Source organism: Paracoccus sp. MKU1 (assembly GCF_001447385.1).
Lineage (GTDB): Bacteria > Pseudomonadota > Alphaproteobacteria > Rhodobacterales > Rhodobacteraceae > Paracoccus.
The window spans coordinates 16,980-35,770 of the sequence record NZ_LLWQ01000202.1 but is presented as its reverse complement, the minus strand read 5'-3'; the positions used below and the strand labels follow the sequence as shown (position 1 = coordinate 35,770).

The following is an 18,791-nucleotide window of genomic DNA, read 5'->3' as shown; positions in this document are numbered from 1 at the left end:
CTCAGCGGCGCGCGATGATCAGGCCCAGCAGGAAGCCGACACCGGCCGCGATCCCCAGGGCCTGCGCCGGATGGCGCCGCACCATGTCCGAGACCTCGTCGTAATATTCCTCGGCATGGGCCGCGACCTCATGCGCCTGGCGTTCGCCCTGGCGATAAAGCCGCCGGGCCTCGTCGCGGGCACGCTCGGCATATTCATGGCCGCGCTCGCGCACCGATTCCGCATAGTCGGCACCGCGCTTCTTGGCCGTTTCGACGAACTCGGCACCCTTCTCGCGGGCGGTTTCGTAAAGCTCGGCACCGCGCTCGCGAGCGGTCTCGAAAGCTTCGTTCGCTTCATCGGCGGCACGGCGGGCGTGACGACCCACATCGTCAGCGGCATCGCGCGCCTTGGCCTTGAGTTCGTCGGCGGTGGCTTCGTGGTTCGCCATGATATTGTCCTTTCACAGGGCTGTATCGGTTTTCGGATAGCCAACCCGCAAAGGCGCAGATCGTTCCCGGAGCCCCCGCGATTTCCCGGCCGTCGCGTCAAAGCGCCGCGTCAAGGGCCGGGATCAGCCGCGCCAGCGTGCCCTCGACATCCTTCAGCTTGTCGAGCCCGAACAGCCCGATGCGGAAGCTGCGGAAGCCCTCGCCCTCGCCGACCTGCAAGGGCACGCCGGCAGCGATCTGATAGCCGGCGGCCAGGAACTTGCGGCCGCTCTGTACCTCGGGGTCGTCAGTATGGCAGACCACCACCCCCGGCGCAGCAAAACCCTCGGCCGCGACCGAGCGCAGCCCGCGCCGCGCCAGCTCCTCGCGCACCGCGTCGCCCAGCCGCCATTGCGCCTCGCGCGCCGCCTCGAAGCCCATCTCGCGCGTCTCGTTCATCGCATCGCGCAGGCCCAGCAGCGCATCGGTCGGCAGGGTGGCGTGATAGGCGTGGCCGCCGTCCTCATAGGCCTTCATGATCGCGCGCCATTTCTTCAGGTCCAGCGCGAAGCTGTCGCTGACCGTGGTCTCCAGTCGCTCGATCCCGCGCGGGGACAGCATGACCATCCCGGCCGAGGGCGAGGCCGACCAGCCCTTTTGCGGCGCCGAGATCAGCACGTCCACGCCGGTTTCGCGCATATCGACCCAGATCGCGCCCGAGGCGATGCAGTCCAGCACCATGATCGCACCCACCTCATGCGCGGCATCGGCCAGCGCCTTGATATAGGCGTCGGGCAGGATCATGCCCGATGCCGTCTCGACATGCGGGGCAAAGACGGCGTCGGGGCGGGCGTCGCGGATCTTCTCGACCACCTCCTCGACAGGCGCGGGGGCAAAGGGCGCGCGCGGCTCGTTGCCCTGCGGCCGCGCCGCCATCACCGTGGTCTGGCGCGCAAAGCCGCCCGCCTCGAAGATCTGGCTCCAGCGATAGCTGAAAAAGCCGTTCCTGACGATCAGCGCATGGGCGTCGCGGCCGAACTGACGCGCCACCGCCTCCATGGCGCAGGTGCCGCCGCCCGGGACCAGCACCACGGCTTCCGCCCCATAGACCTCGCGCAGCGTGGCCGAGATGTCGCGCATCGCAGCCTGGAATTTCTGCGACATGTGGTTGAGCGAGCGGTCGGTGAAGACGACCGAGAATTCCTGCAATCCCTCGGGGTCCACATCGGGGCGAAGTCCGGGCATGGCCGATCCTTTCTGCTGGTTTCGCCGGCAGCCTAGCGCGGGCAGCGGGCATGGACCAGCCCCGCGGAAGTCGCAGCCCCCTTGCCCGCGCCCGCCCTCGCGACTAGCTTGAGAGCGAACAACCGACAGGCCAATCCATGCGTATCGGCATCCTGAAATGCGGCCAATCGCCCGAGGAACTTCGCGGCGAACTGGGCGACTATGACACCATGTTCGAGCGGCTCCTTGCCGGGCGCGGCTTCGAATTCGCCAGCTATCACGTGGAGCACATGGACTTCCCGCAAGGCGTCCATGACGCACAGGGCTGGCTGCTGACCGGCTCGCGCCATGGCGTCTACGAGGACCATGCCTTCATCCCGCCGCTTCAGGACTTCGTCCGCGCCGCCTATGCCGCACGGGTGCCGCTGGTCGGCATCTGCTTCGGCCACCAGCTCATCGCCCAGGCGCTTGGCGGCAGGGTGACAAAGCATCCGGCCGGCTGGGCCGTCGGTGCGCAGGATTACGATTTCGGCGGCGAGAATGTCACGCTGAACGCCTGGCATCAGGACCAGGTGATCCACCGGCCGGAAAGCGCCCAGGTGCTTGCCGGCAACGGCTTTTGCGAGAACGCCGCGCTCATCTATGACGACCGCGCCTTTACCGTGCAGGCGCATCCGGAATTTTCCGATGCCTTCATCGAAGGGCTGATCGAGCATCGCGCCCGCGGCACGGTGCCCGAGCCGCTGCTGGACCAGGCCCGCGCCCGCATGGGCACCCCGCGGCAATCGGCCGGCATCGCCGACCGGATCGAGGCGTTCTTCAAGGATCCCGCCGGTTTCCGGGCCCGGGCGCAGATCCGGCAGGGGGCCGCATGAAATCGCACTGGATCGAGGAAACCCCGCAGGCCGCGCAGGATTACGTCGCCGGGCGGCGGCTGGACGAGGTGGAATGCATCGTCGCCGACATCGCCGGCGTGGCGCGGGGCAAGGCCATGCCCGCCTCGAAATTCGCGCATCAGGAACGGTTCTACCTGCCGAACTCGATCTTCCTGCAAACCATCACCGGCGACTGGGCCGACAACCCCTCGGGCGCCTTCACCGAGCCGGACATGATCCTGACGCCGGATTTCTCGACCGCGACGGCGGCGCCCTGGACGGCGGACGTGACCTTGCAGGTCATTCACGACGTGAGCGACCAGTCCGGCAACCCGGTGCCCATCGCGCCGCGCAACGTGCTCAAGCGCATCGTGGACCTGTATCGGCAAAAGGGCTGGCGCCCCATCGTCGCGCCCGAGATGGAGTTCTTCCTGGTCGCGCGCAACATCGACCCGAACCAGCCGATCATGCCGCCCATGGGCCGCACCGGCCGCCGCGCCGCCGCCAAGCAGGCCTATTCCATGTCAGCGGTGGACGAATACGGCAAGGTGATCGACGACATCTACGACTTCGCCGAGGCGCAGGGCTTCGAGATCGACGGCATCCTTCAGGAAGGCGGCGCCGGCCAGGTCGAGATCAACCTCAACCACGGCGATCCGGTCGCCCTGGCCGACCAGATCTTCTATTTCAAGCGCCTGATCCGCGAGGCGGCGCTGCGCCACGACTGTTTCGCCACCTTCATGGCCAAGCCCATCGAGGGCGAGCCGGGCAGCGCCATGCATATCCACCACTCGGTCGTGGGGCTGACGGATGGCTGCAACATCTTCTCGGACCAGCAGGGGCGCGAGACGCCGGCCTTCATGCACTTCATCGCCGGCATGCAGAAGCACCTGCCGGCGGCGGTGGCGCTGCTTGCGCCCTATGTCAACAGCTATCGCCGCTATGTCCCCGATTTCGCGGCACCAATCAACCTGGAATGGGGTCGCGACAACCGCACCACCGGGCTGCGCGTGCCGGTCTCGAAACCGGAGGCGCGGCGGGTCGAGAACCGGCTGGCGGGCATGGATTGCAACCCCTATCTGGGCCTCGCCGCCAGCCTGGCCTGCGGCTATCTGGGCCTGATCGAGGGCGAGAATCCGCGCTCCGAATGTCTGGGCGATGCCTATATGTCCGAGGACGAACTGCCCTATAATCTGGGCGATGCGCTGGACCTGATGGACGAGAACGCGGCGATGCGCGAGGTGCTGGGCACCGAGTTCATCGCCGTCTACCAGGCCGTCAAGCGCAACGAATACAAGGAGTTCCTGCAAGTCATCAGCCCCTGGGAACGCGAGCATCTGCTGTTGAACGTGTGACCCCCGGGCGCGGCCGGGCGATATGCGCGCCGTTCGGATGGGTATTTGAACAACGGTGAAAGCCGAAGCATGAATCTGCTGTTTTCCAACGACCGGCTGGGGGAATATCCGCCCAGCCTCTATGCCGCGACCCGCGACCCACTGCCCGCCTTTCCCCAGCAGCGCGGCGAGGAGCGCGCCGATGTCGTGGTGGTGGGCGCTGGCTATACCGGGCTTTCCGCCGCGCTGCACCTAGCCGAGGCGGGCCGCGACGTCGTGGTGTTGGAGGCGCATCGCGTCGGCTTCGGCGCCTCGGGGCGCAATGGCGGCCAGCTCGGCTCGGGCCAGCGGCTGGAGGTCGATGAGCTGGAGCGGATGGCGGGGGGCGAGGCCGCCCGCCGGCTCTGGGACATGGCCGAGGAGGCCAAGCGACTGACCCGCGATCTGGCGGCGCGTTCAGGGGTGCCGGTGATGGACGGCATCGCCCATGCCTTTCGCAAGCCCGCCGAGTTCGACCATGCCCGTGCCATGATCGACAGGCTTTCCCGCGATTACGGCTATGACCGGATCGAGCCGCTCGACCGCGATGCCTTCCGCGCGCTGGTGCCCTCGGAGGCCTATATCGCCGGCGAGCTCGATCATGGCGCCGGGCATCTGCACCCGCTGAACCTGGCCATCGGCATGGCCCGGCTGACCGCTGCGGCCGGGGCGCGGATCCGCGAGCTGAGCCATGTCCATCACATCCGCCACGGCCGAAAGACCGGCGAAAAGAGTATCGTCCAGACCGGCAAGGGCCGGGTGATCTGCGACCATGTCATCCTGGCGGCCAATGGCTATCTGGGTCATCTCGACACCCATGTCGCCGCCCGCGTCATGCCGATCAACAACTTCATCGTCGCGACCGAGCCTTTGGGTCCGCGCGCTGCCGAGGTGCTGACCCGGCCCATCGGCGTGCATGACACGAAATTCGTGGTGAATTACTGGCGGCTCGATGCCGAGGGGCGGCTGATCTTCGGCGGGGGCGAGAATGTCAGCTATCGCTTTCCCGCTGACATTGCCGCCAAGGTGCGCAAGCCGCTGCTGGAGATCTATCCCGGCCTTGCCGATGTGGCGCTGACCCATGCCTGGGGCGGCACGCTGGCGATCACCATGAACCGCATGCCCTGCTTTGCCCGGCCGGCACCGAATTGCCTGTCGGCCAGCGGCTATTCCGGCCACGGGTTGGCGCTGGCGACGCTGGCCGGCAAGCTGATGGCGCAAGCCGTGCAGGGCCAAAGCGAGGGCTTCGATACCATGGCAGCCCTGCCCTCGCCCTCTTTTCCCGGCGGCGCGGCGCTGCGCTGGCCGCTGCTGGTCGCCGGGATGAGCTGGTATTCGCTGCGCGACCGGCTGGGCTTCTAGCGCTTTTCCGCCAGTTCACGCTCACGCCGGGCCTTGGCGCGGGCGATGCGCTCGGCCATCTGCCTTTCGCGGTGGCGATGATAGGCCTTGATCAGCGGCACGGTCAGGTAATGCGCCGCGACCGAGATTGCGAGGCCGGGCAGCACGCCCCCCACCGCATAGGGCAGGAAGATCTGCTCGTTGAATTGCATGAGCTGGTCCCAATGCGCCGTGCGTTCCGCGCTCAGCGGCGCCAGCAGGTTGTTCCACAGCTCGCTGCCGGCCCGGGTGAATTCGTCAAAGATCAGATGCGGGGTGAACTTGCCCTCGACCCCCAGCATCCAGCGCCCCAGCCCCACCGAGGTCAGCGCAATGAAAGGCGTGGTCAGCGGATTGCCGACGAAGGTGCCCAGCAGCGCCGCCAGGATATTGCCGCGGATCAGCCAGGCCAGCGCCGCCGCGCCCATGAAATGAAAGCCGAAGAACGGCGTGAACGAAATGAAGATGCCGCAGGCCCAGCCGCGCGCCACCCGATGCGGCTGGTCCGGCAGGCGCCGCAGCCGGTGCAGCACATATTTCGACGCCCGCTTCCAGCCCGAGCGCGGATAGAACATCTCGGTCCACATCTGAGCATAGCTCAGCGGCTTGCGTCTCTTGAACATGCCGCCGCGCCCTCAGCTCATGTGGGCGGAAGGATCCCGGATGCGCGAGACCTGCGCCACGTCGCTTTCGGTTTCCAGCGCCGTCAGCAGCGCATGCAGATGCTCGCGGTCGCGCAGCTCGACCTCGACCCGCAGGCGATAGAAATCCGGCTTGCGATCGATGAATTCCAGGTCCGAGATATTCGCCCCCTGCGCGCCGATCAGCGTGCAGATCCGGCCCAGCACCCCGGCATCATGGCGGATGGTCAGGGACAGCATGGTCGAATAGGCGGCCGGGTGCTGGCCCTCGCGCCAATGCAGGTCGACCCAGCGTTCCGGGCTGTCCTCGAATTCGGCCAGCACCGGGCAGTCGATGGCATGGATCACCACGCCCTTGCCGCGATAGGTGATGCCGACGATGCGCTCGCCCGGCAACGGGTTGCAGCAGGGGGCGCGGGTGAATTCCTGGTCTGCCTCTAGCCCGGCGACGGCGCGCTTGGCGTCGATCTCGCTGCGCTTTTCGGCCAGCTCGGGGTAAAGCGTGGTCAGCACGTCATGGGCCGAGATCTCGGCGCTGCCGATGCGGGCCAGCAGTTCGTCGGTATCGGGCAGCGCCATGGTCTTGGCGGCGGTGCGCAGCGCCTTGTCGCTGACCTTGCGCCCGACATGTTCGAAGGCCACCCGCACCAGTTCCGAACCCAGCCGGATAAAGCGGGTCCGGTCCTCTTGCCGCAGGCTGCGCCGGATCGCCGCCTTGGCGCGGCCGGTGACGACGATGTCGAGCCAGGTCGCCTGCGGGCGCTGGCCCGAGGCGGCGATGATGTCGACCGACTGGCCGTTCTTCAGCCGCGTCCACAAGGGCACGCGGATGCCGTCCACCTTGGCGCCGACACAGGACGCTCCCAGCCGGGTATGAATCGCATAGGCGAAATCCAGCGGCGTCGCGCCCTTGGGCAGCGGGATCACGTCGCCCTTGGGCGTGAAGCAGAACACCTGGTCCGAATACATCTCGAGCTTCACATGCTCGAGGAATTCGTCGTGATCCTCCTCGCCGAAGCGCTCGGTCAGGCTGGCGATCCATTCGCCCGGATCGACGGCAAAGGGGTTCGCGGTGCGCACCCCGTCACGATAGGCCCAATGCGCGGCCACGCCCGCCTCGGCGACCTCATGCATCTGCCGGGTGCGGATCTGCACCTCGACCCGCTTGCCGTCGCGGCCCGAGACGGTGGTGTGGATCGAGCGATAGCCGTTCGCCTTGGGCTGGCTGATGTAATCCTTGAACCGGCCCGGCACCGCGCGCCAGCGGTGATGGATCACGCCCAGCGTGCGATAGCAATCCGGCTCGGTCCGGGTGATGATGCGGAAACCGTAGATGTCCGACAGGCGCGAGAAGGAAAGCTGCTTTTCCTGCATCTTGCGCCAGATGCTGAAGGGGCGCTTGGCGCGGCCATAGACATCGGCCTCGATCCCCTCGCGCTCCAGTTCTGCGCGGATATCGGCGGTGATCTTGGGGATCACGTCGCCGGATTCGCGTTGCAGGCTGACGAAGCGGCGGATGATCGAATTGCGCGCCTCGGGGTTGATGACCTTGAAGGCCAGGTCCTCCAGCTCCTCGCGCATCCATTGCATGCCCATGCGGCCGGCCAGCGGCGCATAGATGTCCATGGTCTCGCGCGCCTTCTGCGACTGCTTTTCGAGGCGCATGGACTTGATGGTCCGCATGTTGTGCAGGCGGTCGGCCAGCTTGACCAGGATCACGCGAAGATCGCGCGACATGGCCATGAAAAGCTTGCGGAAATTCTCGGCTTGCTTGGAATGCGCCCCGGAGAGTTGCAGATTGGTCAGCTTGGTCACGCCATCGACCAGATCGGCGATCTCGCGCCCGAAGATCTGCGCCACCTCGGCCCAGGTCGAGCGCGTGTCCTCGATGGTGTCGTGCAAAAGCGCGGTGACGATGGTGGCATCGTCCAGCCGCATCTCGGTCAGGATGGCGGCGACGGCGACCGGATGGGTGAAATAGGGCTCGCCCGAGTGGCGGAACTGCCCCTCATGCATGCGACGCCCGTATTCATAGGCGTCGCGGATCAGGTCGGCATTGGTGCGCGGGTTGTAATTGCGGATAAGCGCGATGAGGTCTTCGACGTCGATCATGATGTGCCGAAGACCTTTGGATTCAGTTCCTGCTCTGTGCTTCCAGCATCATGCGCAGCATGCGCTCCTCCGATTCCTCGTCGGCGGGTTTCGGACGGTCCATCTCGGCGCCCAGCAGCAACGCCATGGCGTCCTCCTCGGGCTCATCGACCTCGATCTGGGTCTGATGGGCTTCGATCATGCGCTCGCGCAGATCGTCCACGGGCTGGGTTTCGTCCGCGATCTCGCGCAGCGCGACGACGGGGTTCTTGTCGTTGTCGCGATCGACGGTCAACGGGCTGCCCGCCGCGATTTCGCGCGCGCGATGGGACGCCAGCATTACCAGGTCAAAACGGTTCGGAACCTTATCGACGCAATCTTCGACTGTAACGCGGGCCATCGGTCACCTTATCAGCTGGAATCGGGGTGCAGGGGGCGAGGCCGGATATTTGGGCGCCCGGAACGGAAATGTCAAGCACTTGCGGGCCGCATCTCCGCCAGGGCCTCAGGCGGAAGCGCTGCCAGCATCTGCGCCACGCTGCGCCCCAGGCGCGGATGCACCCAGTTCGGCGCGATCTCGGCCAGCGGCATCAGCACGAAGCCGCGGTCCTGCAGGCGCGGATGCGGCAGGATCAGCCGTTCGGGAGCGTGCAGCGCCTGCTCCTCGGGTGGCAGGCCGCGCCAATGGTCCTGCGCCGGGACATCGGGCAGCACCAGATCGCCATGGGCCAGCAGATCCAGATCCAGCCCGCGCGACTGCCAGCGTGCGCCGTCGCGGCTGCGGCCCAGTTCGGCCTCGATCGCATGCAGCTCGCGCAGGAGTTGTTCAGGCGAAAGCGAGCAGCGAAAAGACGCCGCCGCGTTCACATATTCGGGACCCGAGCCGGCAGGAAATGCCGGGGTAAACCAGAATCGGCTGACAGCCACCGGCACAACCTCAGGTAATTTCAAGATCTTGCGCAGGGCAAAACGCAGGCTGTCCGCCGGCAAACCTGCCGAACTAGGCAGGTTTGCACCCAGGGCAACCAGGACTAAGTTCGCTTTCTGACTTAGGTTTCGAGACATTTCGGGGGCATCGTGTTCTACAAGGACGACCGGCTGGCGTTGTTCATAGACGGGTCGAATCTTTATGCTGCGGCAAAGTCGCTGGGCTTCGATATCGACTACAAGCTGCTGCGGCAGGAATTCGAACGGCGCGGCAAGCTGGTCCGCGCCTATTATTATACGGCATTGCTGGAGAACGAGGATTACTCACCGATTCGCCCGCTTGTCGATTGGCTGCATTACAACGGCTATTCCATGGTGACGAAACCCGCGCGCGAATATACCGACGCGCTGGGGCGCCGCAAGGTCAAGGGCAACATGGATGTCGAGCTGGTCATCAACGCCATGGAACTGGCGCCGCGGCTGGATCACGCGGTGTTGTTCTCGGGCGACGGCGATTTCCGGCCGCTGGTCGAGGCGCTGCAACGCCAGGGCGTCCGGGTCTCTGTGGTCTCGACCATGCGCAGCCAGCCGCCGATGATCGCCGACGAATTGCGCCGCCAGGCAGACAATTTCATCGAGCTGGACGCGCTGCGCGACATCATCGGCCGTCCGCCGCGCGAAACCGCCCCGCAGGAAAGCTGATCCGGCACCGGCCTGCGCCATCGCAGCCTGACAGCGGCCTGCCACGCGCCTAGCGCTCGGTCAGCTTCAGCTCGATGCGGCGGTTCTGGGCCCGGACCTCGGGCGTATCGCCCCGCGCCACCGGACGGGTATCGGCGAAACCGGCGGGCGCCAGTCGATTGGCCGGAAAGCCCAGATCGTCCACCATGTAGCGCACCACCGCCAGCGCCCTCGCCTGGCTGAGTTCCCAATTGTCGCGATAACGCCCCTGCCCCGAAAGCGGCAGGTTGTCGGTATGGCCGTCGACGCGGATCATCCAGTCGATCTCGGGCGGGATGTCGCCGGAGATCTGCCTGAGCATGTCCGCCACGCGCGCGACCTGCGTCCGGCCCTCGGGCGACAGCGTCGCCTCGCCCGGCGCAAACAGCACCTCCGAGGAGAAGACGAAACGGTCGCCCACGACCTGCACGCCCTCGCGCCCCTCGAGGATCTGCGACAGCCGCCCGAAGAATTCCGAGCGATAGCGCGCCAGATCCTTCGCCTCGGCTTCGGCCTTGGCGCGCGCCTCCTCCTCCAGCGCGCGGCGCTTGCGCTCCTCCTCGGCGGCGCGCAGCAGCGCGACGTTCAGCTGCCGGCCCAGATCCTCGGCGCGCAAATCGGCCTCGCGGCGCTCCTCGCCGGCCGCATCCAGCACCGCGCGCAGGCTGCCCAACTGGTCGTTGAGCCGCGCCACCTGCTGGTTCAGCGCCGCCATCCGCCGCCGGTCCTCGACCGACAGCGCCTCCTGCTCGGAAAGCTGCTGCCGGGCCAGGGCCAGCAGGGCGGCCTGCTTCTCGGCCTCGCTGGACTGCGCCTCGGCCTGTTCGCCCAGCTCCTGCTTGGCAGCCTCGGCGGCGGCCAGCAGGGTCAGGGTTTCCTCGGCCTGCTTTCGCACCGCCTCCAGTTCCAGCATGGTGGCATCAAGCTCGGCATCGGATTTCGCCAGCCGCTCGCGCAGCGCCTCGGCGGCGGCAGCATCGGCCAGCCGCGCGGCCTCGGTCTCGTCCAGTTGCTGCTGGGTTTCGGCGTCCCGGCGCCGCAGGTCGCCGATCAGCGCCTCCAACGCCTCGCGCCGAGCGGCGGCCAGCCTTGCGGCCTCGGTCTGGGCGTCGATTTCGGCCCGGGCGGCCGTCACGGCCTGCTCGGATCGCCGCAGCCGCTCGCGCTCGGCCGCCAGGTCGCGGTCCAGCGTGGCTGCCCGCGCCTGCGAAGTGGACAGCGCGTCCGAAAGCTCGGCCACCTGCCGGCCAAGCTGGTCCAGCTCGCTGTCCTGGGTGGTGATCTGGTCGCGCAGCACCGATTGCACCAGCAAAAAGATGGTCAGCACGAACATCATGACCATCAGCAGCGCCGTCATCGCATCGACGAAGCCCGGCCAGATCGTCGCAGAGAAACGGTTGCCACCGCCCCGGCTAAGTCCCATCGCCGCGCTCCAGGTTGCGGATGGCGCGGGTCAGCGCCGCCAGGTCGCTGCGCAACTCGGCGATCAACCCATCGCGGCCGCTGGCGGCTTCCTCGACCAGCCGGCCCAGCTGCACGTCGATCGAGCGCAGCCGCATCCGCGCCTCGGGATCGTCGCCCGAGACGGGGGCGGGGGCCGGCCGCTGCGCGCCCTGTTCCAGGATGCGGTCCTGCCCCTCGGCCAGCCGCTCCAGTACGCGCACCAGCCGGGAGTTGTCGGGCGCCGCGGTCTCGGTCAGGACCGCCAGCCGGGCTTGGCCCTCGGCCAGCCGGTCCAGCGCCTCGGCCATGGCGCCGTCGATTCCCGGCTGCGGCGGCGCCTCGGCCAGGGCCGCAAGCCGCGTCTGTCCCTCGGCAATTCGCTCCAGAACCGCGGGCAGGGCCGGATCATGCCGCGGTTCGGCAGCAAGCCGATCCTGCCCCTCGGCCAGCCGGTCGAGCAGCGCGACCAGATCCGGGTCGCGGCGCGGCTCGGCCAGCCCGCCGATGGCCCGCTCCACCCCGGCCAGCGCCTGCGCCGTGGCCGCGCGCTCGGCGGCCAGCGTCTCGCCCAGCCGGTCGCGGTCCGAGCCGAGCAGACCGGCCAGCCGCTCCACCCCCTCGGCCAGCGCCAGAGAGCGCTGATCGGCAGCGGCCGCCTCCTGGTCGCGCAATTCATCGCGGCGCAGGTAGAAGTCCTGCAACCCGGCCAGTTGCGCCTCGACCCGCTCGATGAAGCCGGCCAGCGCCGCCTCGCCCAGCCCCTGCCCCTCGGCGCCGCCCAGGCCGATGCGGGTAAAGCCCGACATCCACTCCTCGAGCTCGCGATAGAAGCGGTTCTGGCCATGGGCGACGAACAGCTCCAGCAACCCGACCACCAGCGAGCCCGCCAGACCCAGCAGCGAGCTGGAAAAGGCCGTCGCCATGCCGCCGAGCTGCGATTCCAGCCCGGTCATCAGCTTGTTGAACACCTCGAGCCCGGACTCGCCTTCCTGCGGTGCCAGCGCGCGGATCGTGTCCACCACCGCGGGCACCGTGGTGGCAAGCCCGTAGAACGTTCCCAGCAGGCCCAGAAAGATCAGCAGGTTCGCCAAGTAGCGGGTGATGTCGCGCGCCTCGTCGATCCGCGTCGCCACCGATTCCAGGATCGAGCGCGAGGATTCGGTCGAGATCGCCCCGCCCACCGGCCCGCGCTGGCCCAGAAGCGCGGCCAGGGGCGCCAGCAGGCGCGGCGCGTCATCCGGCCCGGCCGGCTCGGCTGCGCTGACGCCGCGTTCGGCGGCATTGCGGCGGTGGGCGGCGAAACGCTCGATCCAGCTGACGGATTTCACCAGCTCGGCCACTTGCCAGAAACAGCCCAGCACGCCCATGACGAAAACGGCCAGGATCAGCCCGTTGAGATATTCGTTCGAGTGAAAGATCGACAGGATCCGGCCATAGGCGAACCAGGCCCCGGCCACCACCAGCACCAGCACGATCAGCATCAGCACGATCTGCCGCACCGGCTGCGAGAATTGCGGCTGCGCAGGGCCGGTCCCGCCCGGCCCCCCCTCGCGCGTCGCCGCCAGCCGGGCGGCGCGAGAGCGGCGGCCTTCCGGCGCGGCCGGCGGATCCTCGGGCGGTTCAGCGTCGGTTCGGGACAAGTTCGACCCCCTTGCAGCTTTCCGCCCCGACTGTAGAGCCCGGACCCGCGGCTGCCAAGCGCCGTGGCCGGATCGGATCGTCGCTATTTCTGCCCGGGCTGCAACAGCCCGCGCACCTGCCGCGCCAGCTCGGCCATGGCCAGGTCCTCGATGCCCATCTGCTCCAGGTGCCGGGCGGTGTTGAACAGGTAATCCGCGTTCGGTCCGCGCCCGCCCTGCGCCCGGGCGATGATCCGGGCCTGCTCGTGCAGGTCCATGGCGCCGGCATATTGGTCATGGTCGCGGCGGATGACATAGGTGATCGCCTCGACCCGGCGCCCGTCCTCCAGCGCCAGCGGCAGAGAGAGTTCCACATAGGCATTGGTGGTCAGCTCGCGCGCGCGCAGACCCGCCAGGGTCTCCTCCCATTCCGGCTCGGCCACGCGCAGCGCCAGGCCGCGGCAATGCGCGCCCGCCATGGCATCAAGGCCCAACACCAGCCCCGGCACCTCGCTGGTGCCGCGATAGACCACCGAGCGCAGACAGAAGCTGCGGGCATAGCCCTCGAGCCGGGCGGGCGCCATTTCGGCCACGGCAAAGCCCGGATCCCACATCAGCGAGCCATAGGCAAAGACCCAATGCTGCGGCCGTTCACCCATTCTTTACCCCGGTGCCCTAGATAATTCGGTCAGGAAAAACTTAGGACAGCATGGCCGGCGTTCCAAGACGCCATGAATACCGCGAGGATACGATGCGCCGACTGTTTGCCCCCCTGGTCGTTCTTGTCCTGATCCTGGGCGGGCTCTGGCTGGGCGGTGAAAGCCTGGTGGCGCAGCAATTGCGCCGGATCGCGGCCCAAGAGCCCATGGCGGAACTGGGCGCGGTGCAGGAATTGCGCGAGCCGGGGCGGATCGGGGTGCGGGCTCTGGCGCTGGCGTTGCAGACCGATGCCGGCCGGATCGAACTGCCGCAGGCCGAGCTTTGGCTGACCCCCTTGCGCCCGACCACGCTGCGGCTGGCCCTGCCACCCCAGGCGAGGCTGGATTCCGGCTCCGGCCCGCTGGAGCTTGGGCTGGCCGATGCCACGGCCCGGATGCGCGTGCAGCCGCTGAACGGCATGGGCATGGCCTCGGCCGGGATCGAGACCGGCATGCTGACGCTTCAGGGGGCGGAACTGGCGAAGGGGCTGCAAGCCGATGCGGAACTGGCGGCGCTGGAGGCGGAAGCGCCGCCCGATGCGGCCGCCGCCTATGATCTGAACCTCCGGCTCGACGATCTGGAGCCGGGCCTGGTCGCGACCCTGCCCCTGCCGGGCCGGCTGAGCCTGACCGTGACCGGCCGGGTCTGGCTGGACGCCCTGCCCCGGCCCGCGACGCTGGCGCCCGATCTGGCGCCGCTGCCAGTGGGCCTGCAACTCGACCATGCCGAATTGCGCCTGGGCGCGGTACAGGCGCGCATCCTCGGCCGGATCGATGCGGATGCGCAGGGCCGCGCCCGGGGCCGGGTCGCGCTCTATACCGCCGATGCAGGACCGCTGCTGCAAGCCGCCGCCACGGCCGGGCTGATCCCGCCCAAGGTGGTGACGCTGGCCGGAACCATGCTGAAGAACATTTCGGACCTGCCGCTGCCGGAGGATGCCGGCTTCCGCTTTCCGCCCCCGGCCGAGGGCGAATTGCGCCTGCCGCTGAGCTTTGCCGACGGCAAGATGAGCCTTGGCCCGATGGTGCTCGGCCCGGCACCGCTGTTCCCGCGCCGCTAGGGTTTGGGCGCCTCTCCCGCCGCCAGGCTGCGGCCGAAATCGGGCGCCGCGGTGTCCTGCCCGGCCTCGATGATGCCGCGCCGGATCGCCCGGGTGCGGGTGAAGTAATCGTGCAGATGCGGCCCGTCGCCCATGCGGATGGCACGTTGCAGCACGAACAGCTCCTCGGTGAAGCGGCCCAGGATGTCCAGAACCGCCTCCTTGTTCTGCAAGAACACGTCGCGCCACATGGTCGGGTCCGAGGCGGCGATGCGGGTGAAGTCCCGGAAACCGGCGGCGGAATATTTGATGACCTCGCTTTCGGTCACCCGCTTGAGGTGATCCGCCACCCCGACCATGGTATAGGCGATCAGGTGCGGCGTGTGGCTGGTCACCGCCAGCACCAGGTCGTGATGCGCGGCGTCCATCGCCTCGACATTGGCGCCCATGGCGCGGATCAGCACCGACAGCCGCTCGACCGCCGCCGGATCGCTGCCCTCGACCGGGGTCAGCAGCCACCAGCGGTTGCGAAACAGCGAGGCAAAGCCCGAGCGCGGGCCGGAATGCTCGGTCCCGGCCAGCGGATGGCCCGGGATGAAATGCACGCCCACCGGAATATGCGGCGCCACCGCCTCGATCACCGCCTGCTTGACCGAGCCCACATCGGTTACCGTCGCGCCCGGCTTCAGATGCGGCGCGATCTCGGCCGCGACCGCGCCCATGGCGCCAACCGGCACCGCCAGAACCACCAGGTCGGCGCCCTTGACCGCCTCGCCGGCACTCTCGACAACGCGATCGACCAGCCCGATCTCGCGCGCGACGGCGCGGGTCTCGGGGCTGCGGGCATGGCCCACCACCTCGCGCGCCAGCCCGGCCTCGCGCATGGCGAGTGACATCGAACCGGCGATCAGCCCCAGCCCGATCAGCGCCACCCGGTCATAGATCGCGGCCATCAGCGGCTCCCCGCGCGCTCGGCCATGAACTGGCCGATGACATGGGCGACGCGCCGACAGGAGGCCTCGTCGCCCACGGTGATGCGCAGGCAATGCGGCAGGCCGTAGCCGGCGACGCGGCGCACGATCAGCCCCTGCGCCTTCAGATAGTCGTCGCAGGCCCCCGCGGTCCCGGCATCGGCAAAGCGCGCCAGGATGAAATTCGCGCAGGAGGTGTCCGAAGGCACGCCCTTCTCGGCCAGCGCCTCGGCCAGCCAGGCGCGCATGCGGGCATTCTCGGCCTGGCAGCGGGCGATGTGCTCGCGATCGCGCATGGCGGCCTCGGCCCCCTCCAACGCGACATTGGACAGGTTGAAGGGGCCGCGGATGCGGTTCAGCACATCGACGATCTCGCGCGGGCCGTAGCCCCAGCCGACGCGCAAGCCCCCCAGCCCGTAGATCTTCGAGAAAGTCCGGGTCATGAACACGTTGGGCAGCCGCGTCGCAAGATCCGCGCCGCCGTCGTAATCCTCGACATATTCGGCATAGGCGGCATCGACCACCAGGATCGCCTGCGGCACGGCGCGGGCCAGCCGCTCCAGCTCCGGCAGGCCGATCATGGTGCCGGTCGGGTTGTTCGGATTGGCGACGAAGATCAGCCGCGTGCGTGGGGTCGCGCCGGCGATCAGCGCGTCCACATCGGTCACCCGGTCGCGCTCGGCCACCTGCACCGGGGTCGCGCCCGCGGCATGGGCCGAGATGCGATACATCAGGAAACCATGCTCGGTGAACAGAACCTCGGTTCCCGGCCCGGCATAGGCCTGGCAGAGGAAATGGATGATCTCGTCCGAGCCCACGCCGCAGATGATGCGGTCGGGGTCCAGCCCGTGCACCTCGCCGATGGCGGCGCGCAGCCCGGCATGGTCGGTATTCGGATAGCGATGCAGGCTGTGCGCAGCACGGATCACCGCCTCGCGCGCCTTGTCCGAAGGCCCGAAGGGGTTCTCGTTCGAGGAAAGCTTCACGACATTCTCGACCCCGGCCACCTTCGAAGCCCCGCCTTCGTAAAGCGAGATCTCCATGATGCCAGGCTGCGGAGCGATGGTCGTCTGGTTCTGCGACATGGCGGCCCTCTTGCAAGCCCGGCCGTCTTAGCGCCCGGCTCCCGGCTTGGAAAGCCCTACCACAACGCCCGCACTTTCACCGTTTCCCAAATACTCATGCGACGGCGCCCCAAGGCGCAACCCGGGCTCTTCTTCGTTGCTCAAATACCCATGCAAGGCCGCCGCCCCGGCCAGCACCGCCATCATTCGGCCGCCAGCGCCTTTTCCAGCTCGGGCAGGAAGCGGTTCGTGTAATCCTCGCGCACCAGCGGGCCGGCATGGCGATAGAGGATGCGGCCCGAGCCGTCGATGATGAAGGTCTCGGGCGGCGCGGTCACGCCCCAGTCGATCGCCACCCGCCCCCGCGGATCGGTGGCCAGCGCATGGAACGGATCGCCGTGTTCGGACAGGAATCCCAGCGCGGCCCCCTCGGGATCCTTCAGGTCCACGCCATAGACCGGAAGCCGGGCCGAAAGCTCGGTCAGGGTCGGATGCTCGGCACGGCAGGGCGGGCACCAGCTGGCCCAGAAATTCACCAGCTTCACGCCCGGCTGGCGCAGCATCCCGTCGGTCAGCTGCACCTTGTCCGGCAGCGTGGTCTCGCCGACCGAGGGCGCCTCGCGCCCGACCATGGCCGAAGGCAGCGCGTCGGGATCATCGCGCATCAAGGCCCAGCCGGCCAGCGCGGCGAAGCCGGCGAAGACCGCCACCGGCAGCAGCATCATCGGCGAAATCCTAGCCACGGCGTTCATGCTCCTGCAATTCGCGGCGGGCGCGGGCATTGGCCAGCACGGTCTGGACGATGATGCCGACCAGCAGCACCAGGCTGGCGCCATAGGCGGCCAGGACGGTTCCGGCATATCTGCCAAGTTCGGTCATGCACGATTCTCCCTTGCCAGCAATGCGGCCAGACGACGGCGGCGGATCTCGGTGCGGGTGCGGATCAGCAAAAGCGCCAGGAACAGCAGGAAGAACCCCGCCATGGTCAGGTAGAGCGGATAGCGATAGACCGCCGCCATGCGCTCGCCCGGCGCCAGGGACAGCGAGGCTCCCTGGTGCAGGCCCTGGTTCCAGAAATTCACCGCATAGCGCGACAGCAGCGCAAAGACCGAGCCGACCAGGCATAGCACCCCGGTCAGGTCGGCGGCGCTGTCGGCGTTCTCGACCGCCTCCCACAGCGCCATGTAGCCCAGGTAGAACAGGAACAGGATCAGGAACGAGGTCAGCCGCGGATCCCATTCCCACCATGTCCCCCACATCGGCTGGCCCCAGATCGCCCCAGTGATCAGCGCGATCAGCGTCATCACGGCGCCCACGGGTGCTGCGGCCTTGGCGGCCAGGGCGCTGACATGGTGGCGCCGGATCAGCCAGATCAGCGAGGTGACCAGCATCATCAGCCAGATGTTGATCGCCATCAGCGCCGCAGGCACATGCAGGAAGATGATCTTGACCGTCGAGCCCTGCTTGTAATCCTCGGGGGTCAGAAAGCCCCAGACCAGCCCCGCCACGGTGCAAAGCGCCGCGCCGGCCACCACCCATGGCAGGATGGCGCCCGAGGTGCGCATGAACTTGACGGGGTTGGCATATTCCCAGATCGACATGTTTGCTTCCTAAATCGGGCACGCCGCCCGCTCAAGTGGCTCGACGCCGCCCTCACCGCAGATTGACACGCAGCGCAGCCGCCGCGGCAAAGGGCGCCAGAGCCAATGTGGCGAGCGTGATCGCCGCGAGGAAGACCAGAGGCGCCACCGGATCGGCCCCTGCGGCACCGCGCCGCACCGCCTCGGCGCCGAAGATCAGCGTCGGAACATAGAGCGGCAGCACCAGCAGCGACAGCAAAAGCCCGCCGCGGCGCAGCCCGACCGTCACCGCGGCGCCAAAGGCGCCGAGCATCGACAGCGCCGGCGTGCCGAGGATCAGCGAGGCGACAAGCCAGGGATAGGCCGGGCCCGGCAGGTGCAGAAGCAGCGCGAAGACCGGCGCCGACAGCGCCAGCGGCAGGCCGGTGACCAGCCAATGCGCGAGCGCCTTGATCGCCACCGCACCCTCCAGCGGCAGCGGCGCGGTCGCCAGCAGGTCCAGCGAGCCGTCCTCGAAATCCAGCGCGAAGATGCGGTCGAGCGACAGCAGGCAGGAGAGCAGCGCCCCGACCCAGAGGATGCCGGGCGCGATCCGCGACAGGGTGCCGCCCTCGGGGCCGACGCCGAAGGGGACCAGCGTGCAGACGATCAGGAAAAACGCCAGCGCCAGGCCAAAGCCGCCGCCGGCGCGCGTGGCCAGCCGCAGATCGCGGATCAGCAGCGCCCTCATCCGCC

Annotated in this window: 20 protein-coding genes; 5 read left to right on the top strand and 15 right to left on the bottom strand. The window is 68.1% G+C overall.

The window, feature by feature from the left end; genetic code table 11:
• Position 1: 1 nt before the first annotated feature.
• Positions 2 to 430 carry a YqjD family protein gene (locus AQY21_RS19270; protein ID WP_058099227.1) on the bottom strand — a complete coding sequence of 143 codons (429 nt, stop codon included), beginning with the start codon at positions 428 to 430 and terminating at the stop codon, positions 2 to 4.
• 97 nt (positions 431 to 527) lie between these two features.
• Positions 528 to 1,655 carry an aminotransferase class V-fold PLP-dependent enzyme gene (locus tag AQY21_RS19265; RefSeq protein WP_058099226.1) on the bottom strand — a complete coding sequence of 376 codons (1,128 nt, stop codon included), beginning with the start codon at positions 1,653 to 1,655 and terminating at the stop codon, positions 528 to 530.
• A gap of 137 nt (positions 1,656 to 1,792) precedes the next feature.
• Here AQY21_RS19265 and AQY21_RS19260 point away from each other — a divergent pair, with 137 nt between their 5' ends.
• The 3 genes from AQY21_RS19260 (at position 1,793) to AQY21_RS19250 (ending at position 5,244) form a co-directional block, all read left to right on the top strand.
• The gene (locus tag AQY21_RS19260; RefSeq protein WP_058099225.1) at positions 1,793 to 2,509 is read left to right on the top strand and encodes a type 1 glutamine amidotransferase; all 717 of its coding nucleotides are present in this window, start codon (positions 1,793 to 1,795) and stop codon (positions 2,507 to 2,509) included.
• Positions 2,506 to 3,864 carry a glutamine synthetase family protein gene (locus tag AQY21_RS19255; RefSeq protein ID WP_058099224.1) on the top strand — a complete coding sequence of 453 codons (1,359 nt, stop codon included), beginning with the start codon at positions 2,506 to 2,508 and terminating at the stop codon, positions 3,862 to 3,864. The genes AQY21_RS19260 and AQY21_RS19255 overlap by 4 nt, the downstream gene beginning before the upstream one ends.
• Before the next feature lie 69 nt (positions 3,865 to 3,933).
• The gene (locus AQY21_RS19250; RefSeq protein WP_058099223.1) at positions 3,934 to 5,244 is read left to right on the top strand and encodes an FAD-binding oxidoreductase; all 1,311 of its coding nucleotides are present in this window, start codon (positions 3,934 to 3,936) and stop codon (positions 5,242 to 5,244) included.
• Here the strand turns inward: AQY21_RS19250 and AQY21_RS19245 are convergent.
• The 4 genes from AQY21_RS19245 to folK form a co-directional block, all read right to left on the bottom strand.
• Complete coding sequence (locus AQY21_RS19245; protein ID WP_058099222.1) at positions 5,241 to 5,885, bottom strand: DUF2062 domain-containing protein; 645 nt, start codon at positions 5,883 to 5,885, stop codon at positions 5,241 to 5,243. The genes AQY21_RS19250 and AQY21_RS19245 overlap by 4 nt on opposite strands.
• Positions 5,886 to 5,897: 12 nt before the next feature.
• Positions 5,898 to 8,015 carry a bifunctional (p)ppGpp synthetase/guanosine-3',5'-bis(diphosphate) 3'-pyrophosphohydrolase gene (locus tag AQY21_RS19240; RefSeq protein ID WP_058099221.1) on the bottom strand — a complete coding sequence of 706 codons (2,118 nt, stop codon included), beginning with the start codon at positions 8,013 to 8,015 and terminating at the stop codon, positions 5,898 to 5,900.
• Positions 8,016 to 8,037: 22 nt separating this feature from the next.
• Entirely contained in the window at positions 8,038 to 8,394 is a 357-nt protein-coding gene (rpoZ, locus tag AQY21_RS19235; RefSeq protein ID WP_058099220.1) for a DNA-directed RNA polymerase subunit omega, read from the bottom strand.
• Positions 8,395 to 8,465: 71 nt separating this feature from the next.
• The gene (folK, locus tag AQY21_RS27210; RefSeq protein WP_065169961.1) at positions 8,466 to 9,059 is read right to left on the bottom strand and encodes a 2-amino-4-hydroxy-6-hydroxymethyldihydropteridine diphosphokinase; all 594 of its coding nucleotides are present in this window, start codon (positions 9,057 to 9,059) and stop codon (positions 8,466 to 8,468) included.
• 12 nt (positions 9,060 to 9,071) lie between these two features.
• Here folK and AQY21_RS19225 point away from each other — a divergent pair, with 12 nt between their 5' ends.
• Complete coding sequence (locus AQY21_RS19225; RefSeq protein WP_058099219.1) at positions 9,072 to 9,623, top strand: NYN domain-containing protein; 552 nt, start codon at positions 9,072 to 9,074, stop codon at positions 9,621 to 9,623.
• A 49-nt stretch (positions 9,624 to 9,672) separates the two neighbouring features.
• Here the strand turns inward: AQY21_RS19225 and AQY21_RS19220 are convergent, their stop codons facing one another.
• From AQY21_RS19220 to AQY21_RS19210, 3 genes are all read right to left on the bottom strand, one after another.
• On the bottom strand, positions 9,673 to 11,064 hold the full coding sequence (locus AQY21_RS19220; protein WP_058099218.1) for a peptidoglycan -binding protein: 1,392 nt from the start codon (positions 11,062 to 11,064) through the stop codon (positions 9,673 to 9,675).
• Entirely contained in the window at positions 11,054 to 12,724 is a 1,671-nt protein-coding gene (locus AQY21_RS30275; protein ID WP_058099217.1) for a hypothetical protein, read from the bottom strand. Before AQY21_RS30275 ends, AQY21_RS19220 begins: the two co-directional genes overlap by 11 nt.
• Positions 12,725 to 12,807: 83 nt before the next feature.
• The gene (locus AQY21_RS19210) at positions 12,808 to 13,362 is read right to left on the bottom strand and encodes a gamma-glutamylcyclotransferase (RefSeq protein WP_058099216.1); all 555 of its coding nucleotides are present in this window, start codon (positions 13,360 to 13,362) and stop codon (positions 12,808 to 12,810) included.
• 92 nt (positions 13,363 to 13,454) lie between these two features.
• On the opposite strand from AQY21_RS19210, the gene AQY21_RS19205 reads away from it, so the two are divergent.
• Complete coding sequence (locus AQY21_RS19205; protein ID WP_058099247.1) at positions 13,455 to 14,462, top strand: DUF2125 domain-containing protein; 1,008 nt, start codon at positions 13,455 to 13,457, stop codon at positions 14,460 to 14,462.
• On the opposite strand, the gene AQY21_RS19200 is transcribed toward AQY21_RS19205, so the two are convergent.
• The 6 genes from AQY21_RS19200 to ccmB form a co-directional block, all read right to left on the bottom strand.
• Positions 14,459 to 15,394, bottom strand: coding sequence for a prephenate/arogenate dehydrogenase family protein (locus tag AQY21_RS19200; RefSeq protein WP_058099215.1), 936 nt, complete (start codon positions 15,392 to 15,394; stop codon positions 14,459 to 14,461). The two genes, AQY21_RS19205 and AQY21_RS19200, sit on opposite strands and share 4 nt — an antisense overlap.
• The gene (hisC, locus tag AQY21_RS19195) at positions 15,394 to 16,497 is read right to left on the bottom strand and encodes a histidinol-phosphate transaminase (RefSeq protein WP_058099214.1); all 1,104 of its coding nucleotides are present in this window, start codon (positions 16,495 to 16,497) and stop codon (positions 15,394 to 15,396) included. The genes AQY21_RS19200 and hisC overlap by 1 nt, the downstream gene beginning before the upstream one ends.
• 182 nt (positions 16,498 to 16,679) lie before the next feature.
• A complete protein-coding gene (locus AQY21_RS19190; RefSeq protein ID WP_058099246.1) occupies positions 16,680 to 17,198 on the bottom strand; it encodes a DsbE family thiol:disulfide interchange protein in 519 nt (172 codons plus the stop codon).
• Between the two features lie 13 nt (positions 17,199 to 17,211).
• Entirely contained in the window at positions 17,212 to 17,355 is a 144-nt protein-coding gene (gene ccmD, locus AQY21_RS19185; RefSeq protein ID WP_058099213.1) for a heme exporter protein CcmD, read from the bottom strand.
• Positions 17,352 to 18,077, bottom strand: a complete 726-nt coding sequence (locus tag AQY21_RS19180; RefSeq protein ID WP_058099212.1) for a heme ABC transporter permease — start codon at positions 18,075 to 18,077, stop codon at positions 17,352 to 17,354. Before AQY21_RS19180 ends, ccmD begins: the two co-directional genes overlap by 4 nt.
• Before the next feature lie 52 nt (positions 18,078 to 18,129).
• Positions 18,130 to 18,786 (bottom strand): heme exporter protein CcmB, encoded by a 657-nt coding sequence (gene ccmB / locus AQY21_RS19175; RefSeq protein ID WP_058099211.1) that lies wholly within the window; start codon positions 18,784 to 18,786, stop codon positions 18,130 to 18,132.
• Between the last annotated feature and the right edge of the window lie 5 nt (positions 18,787 to 18,791).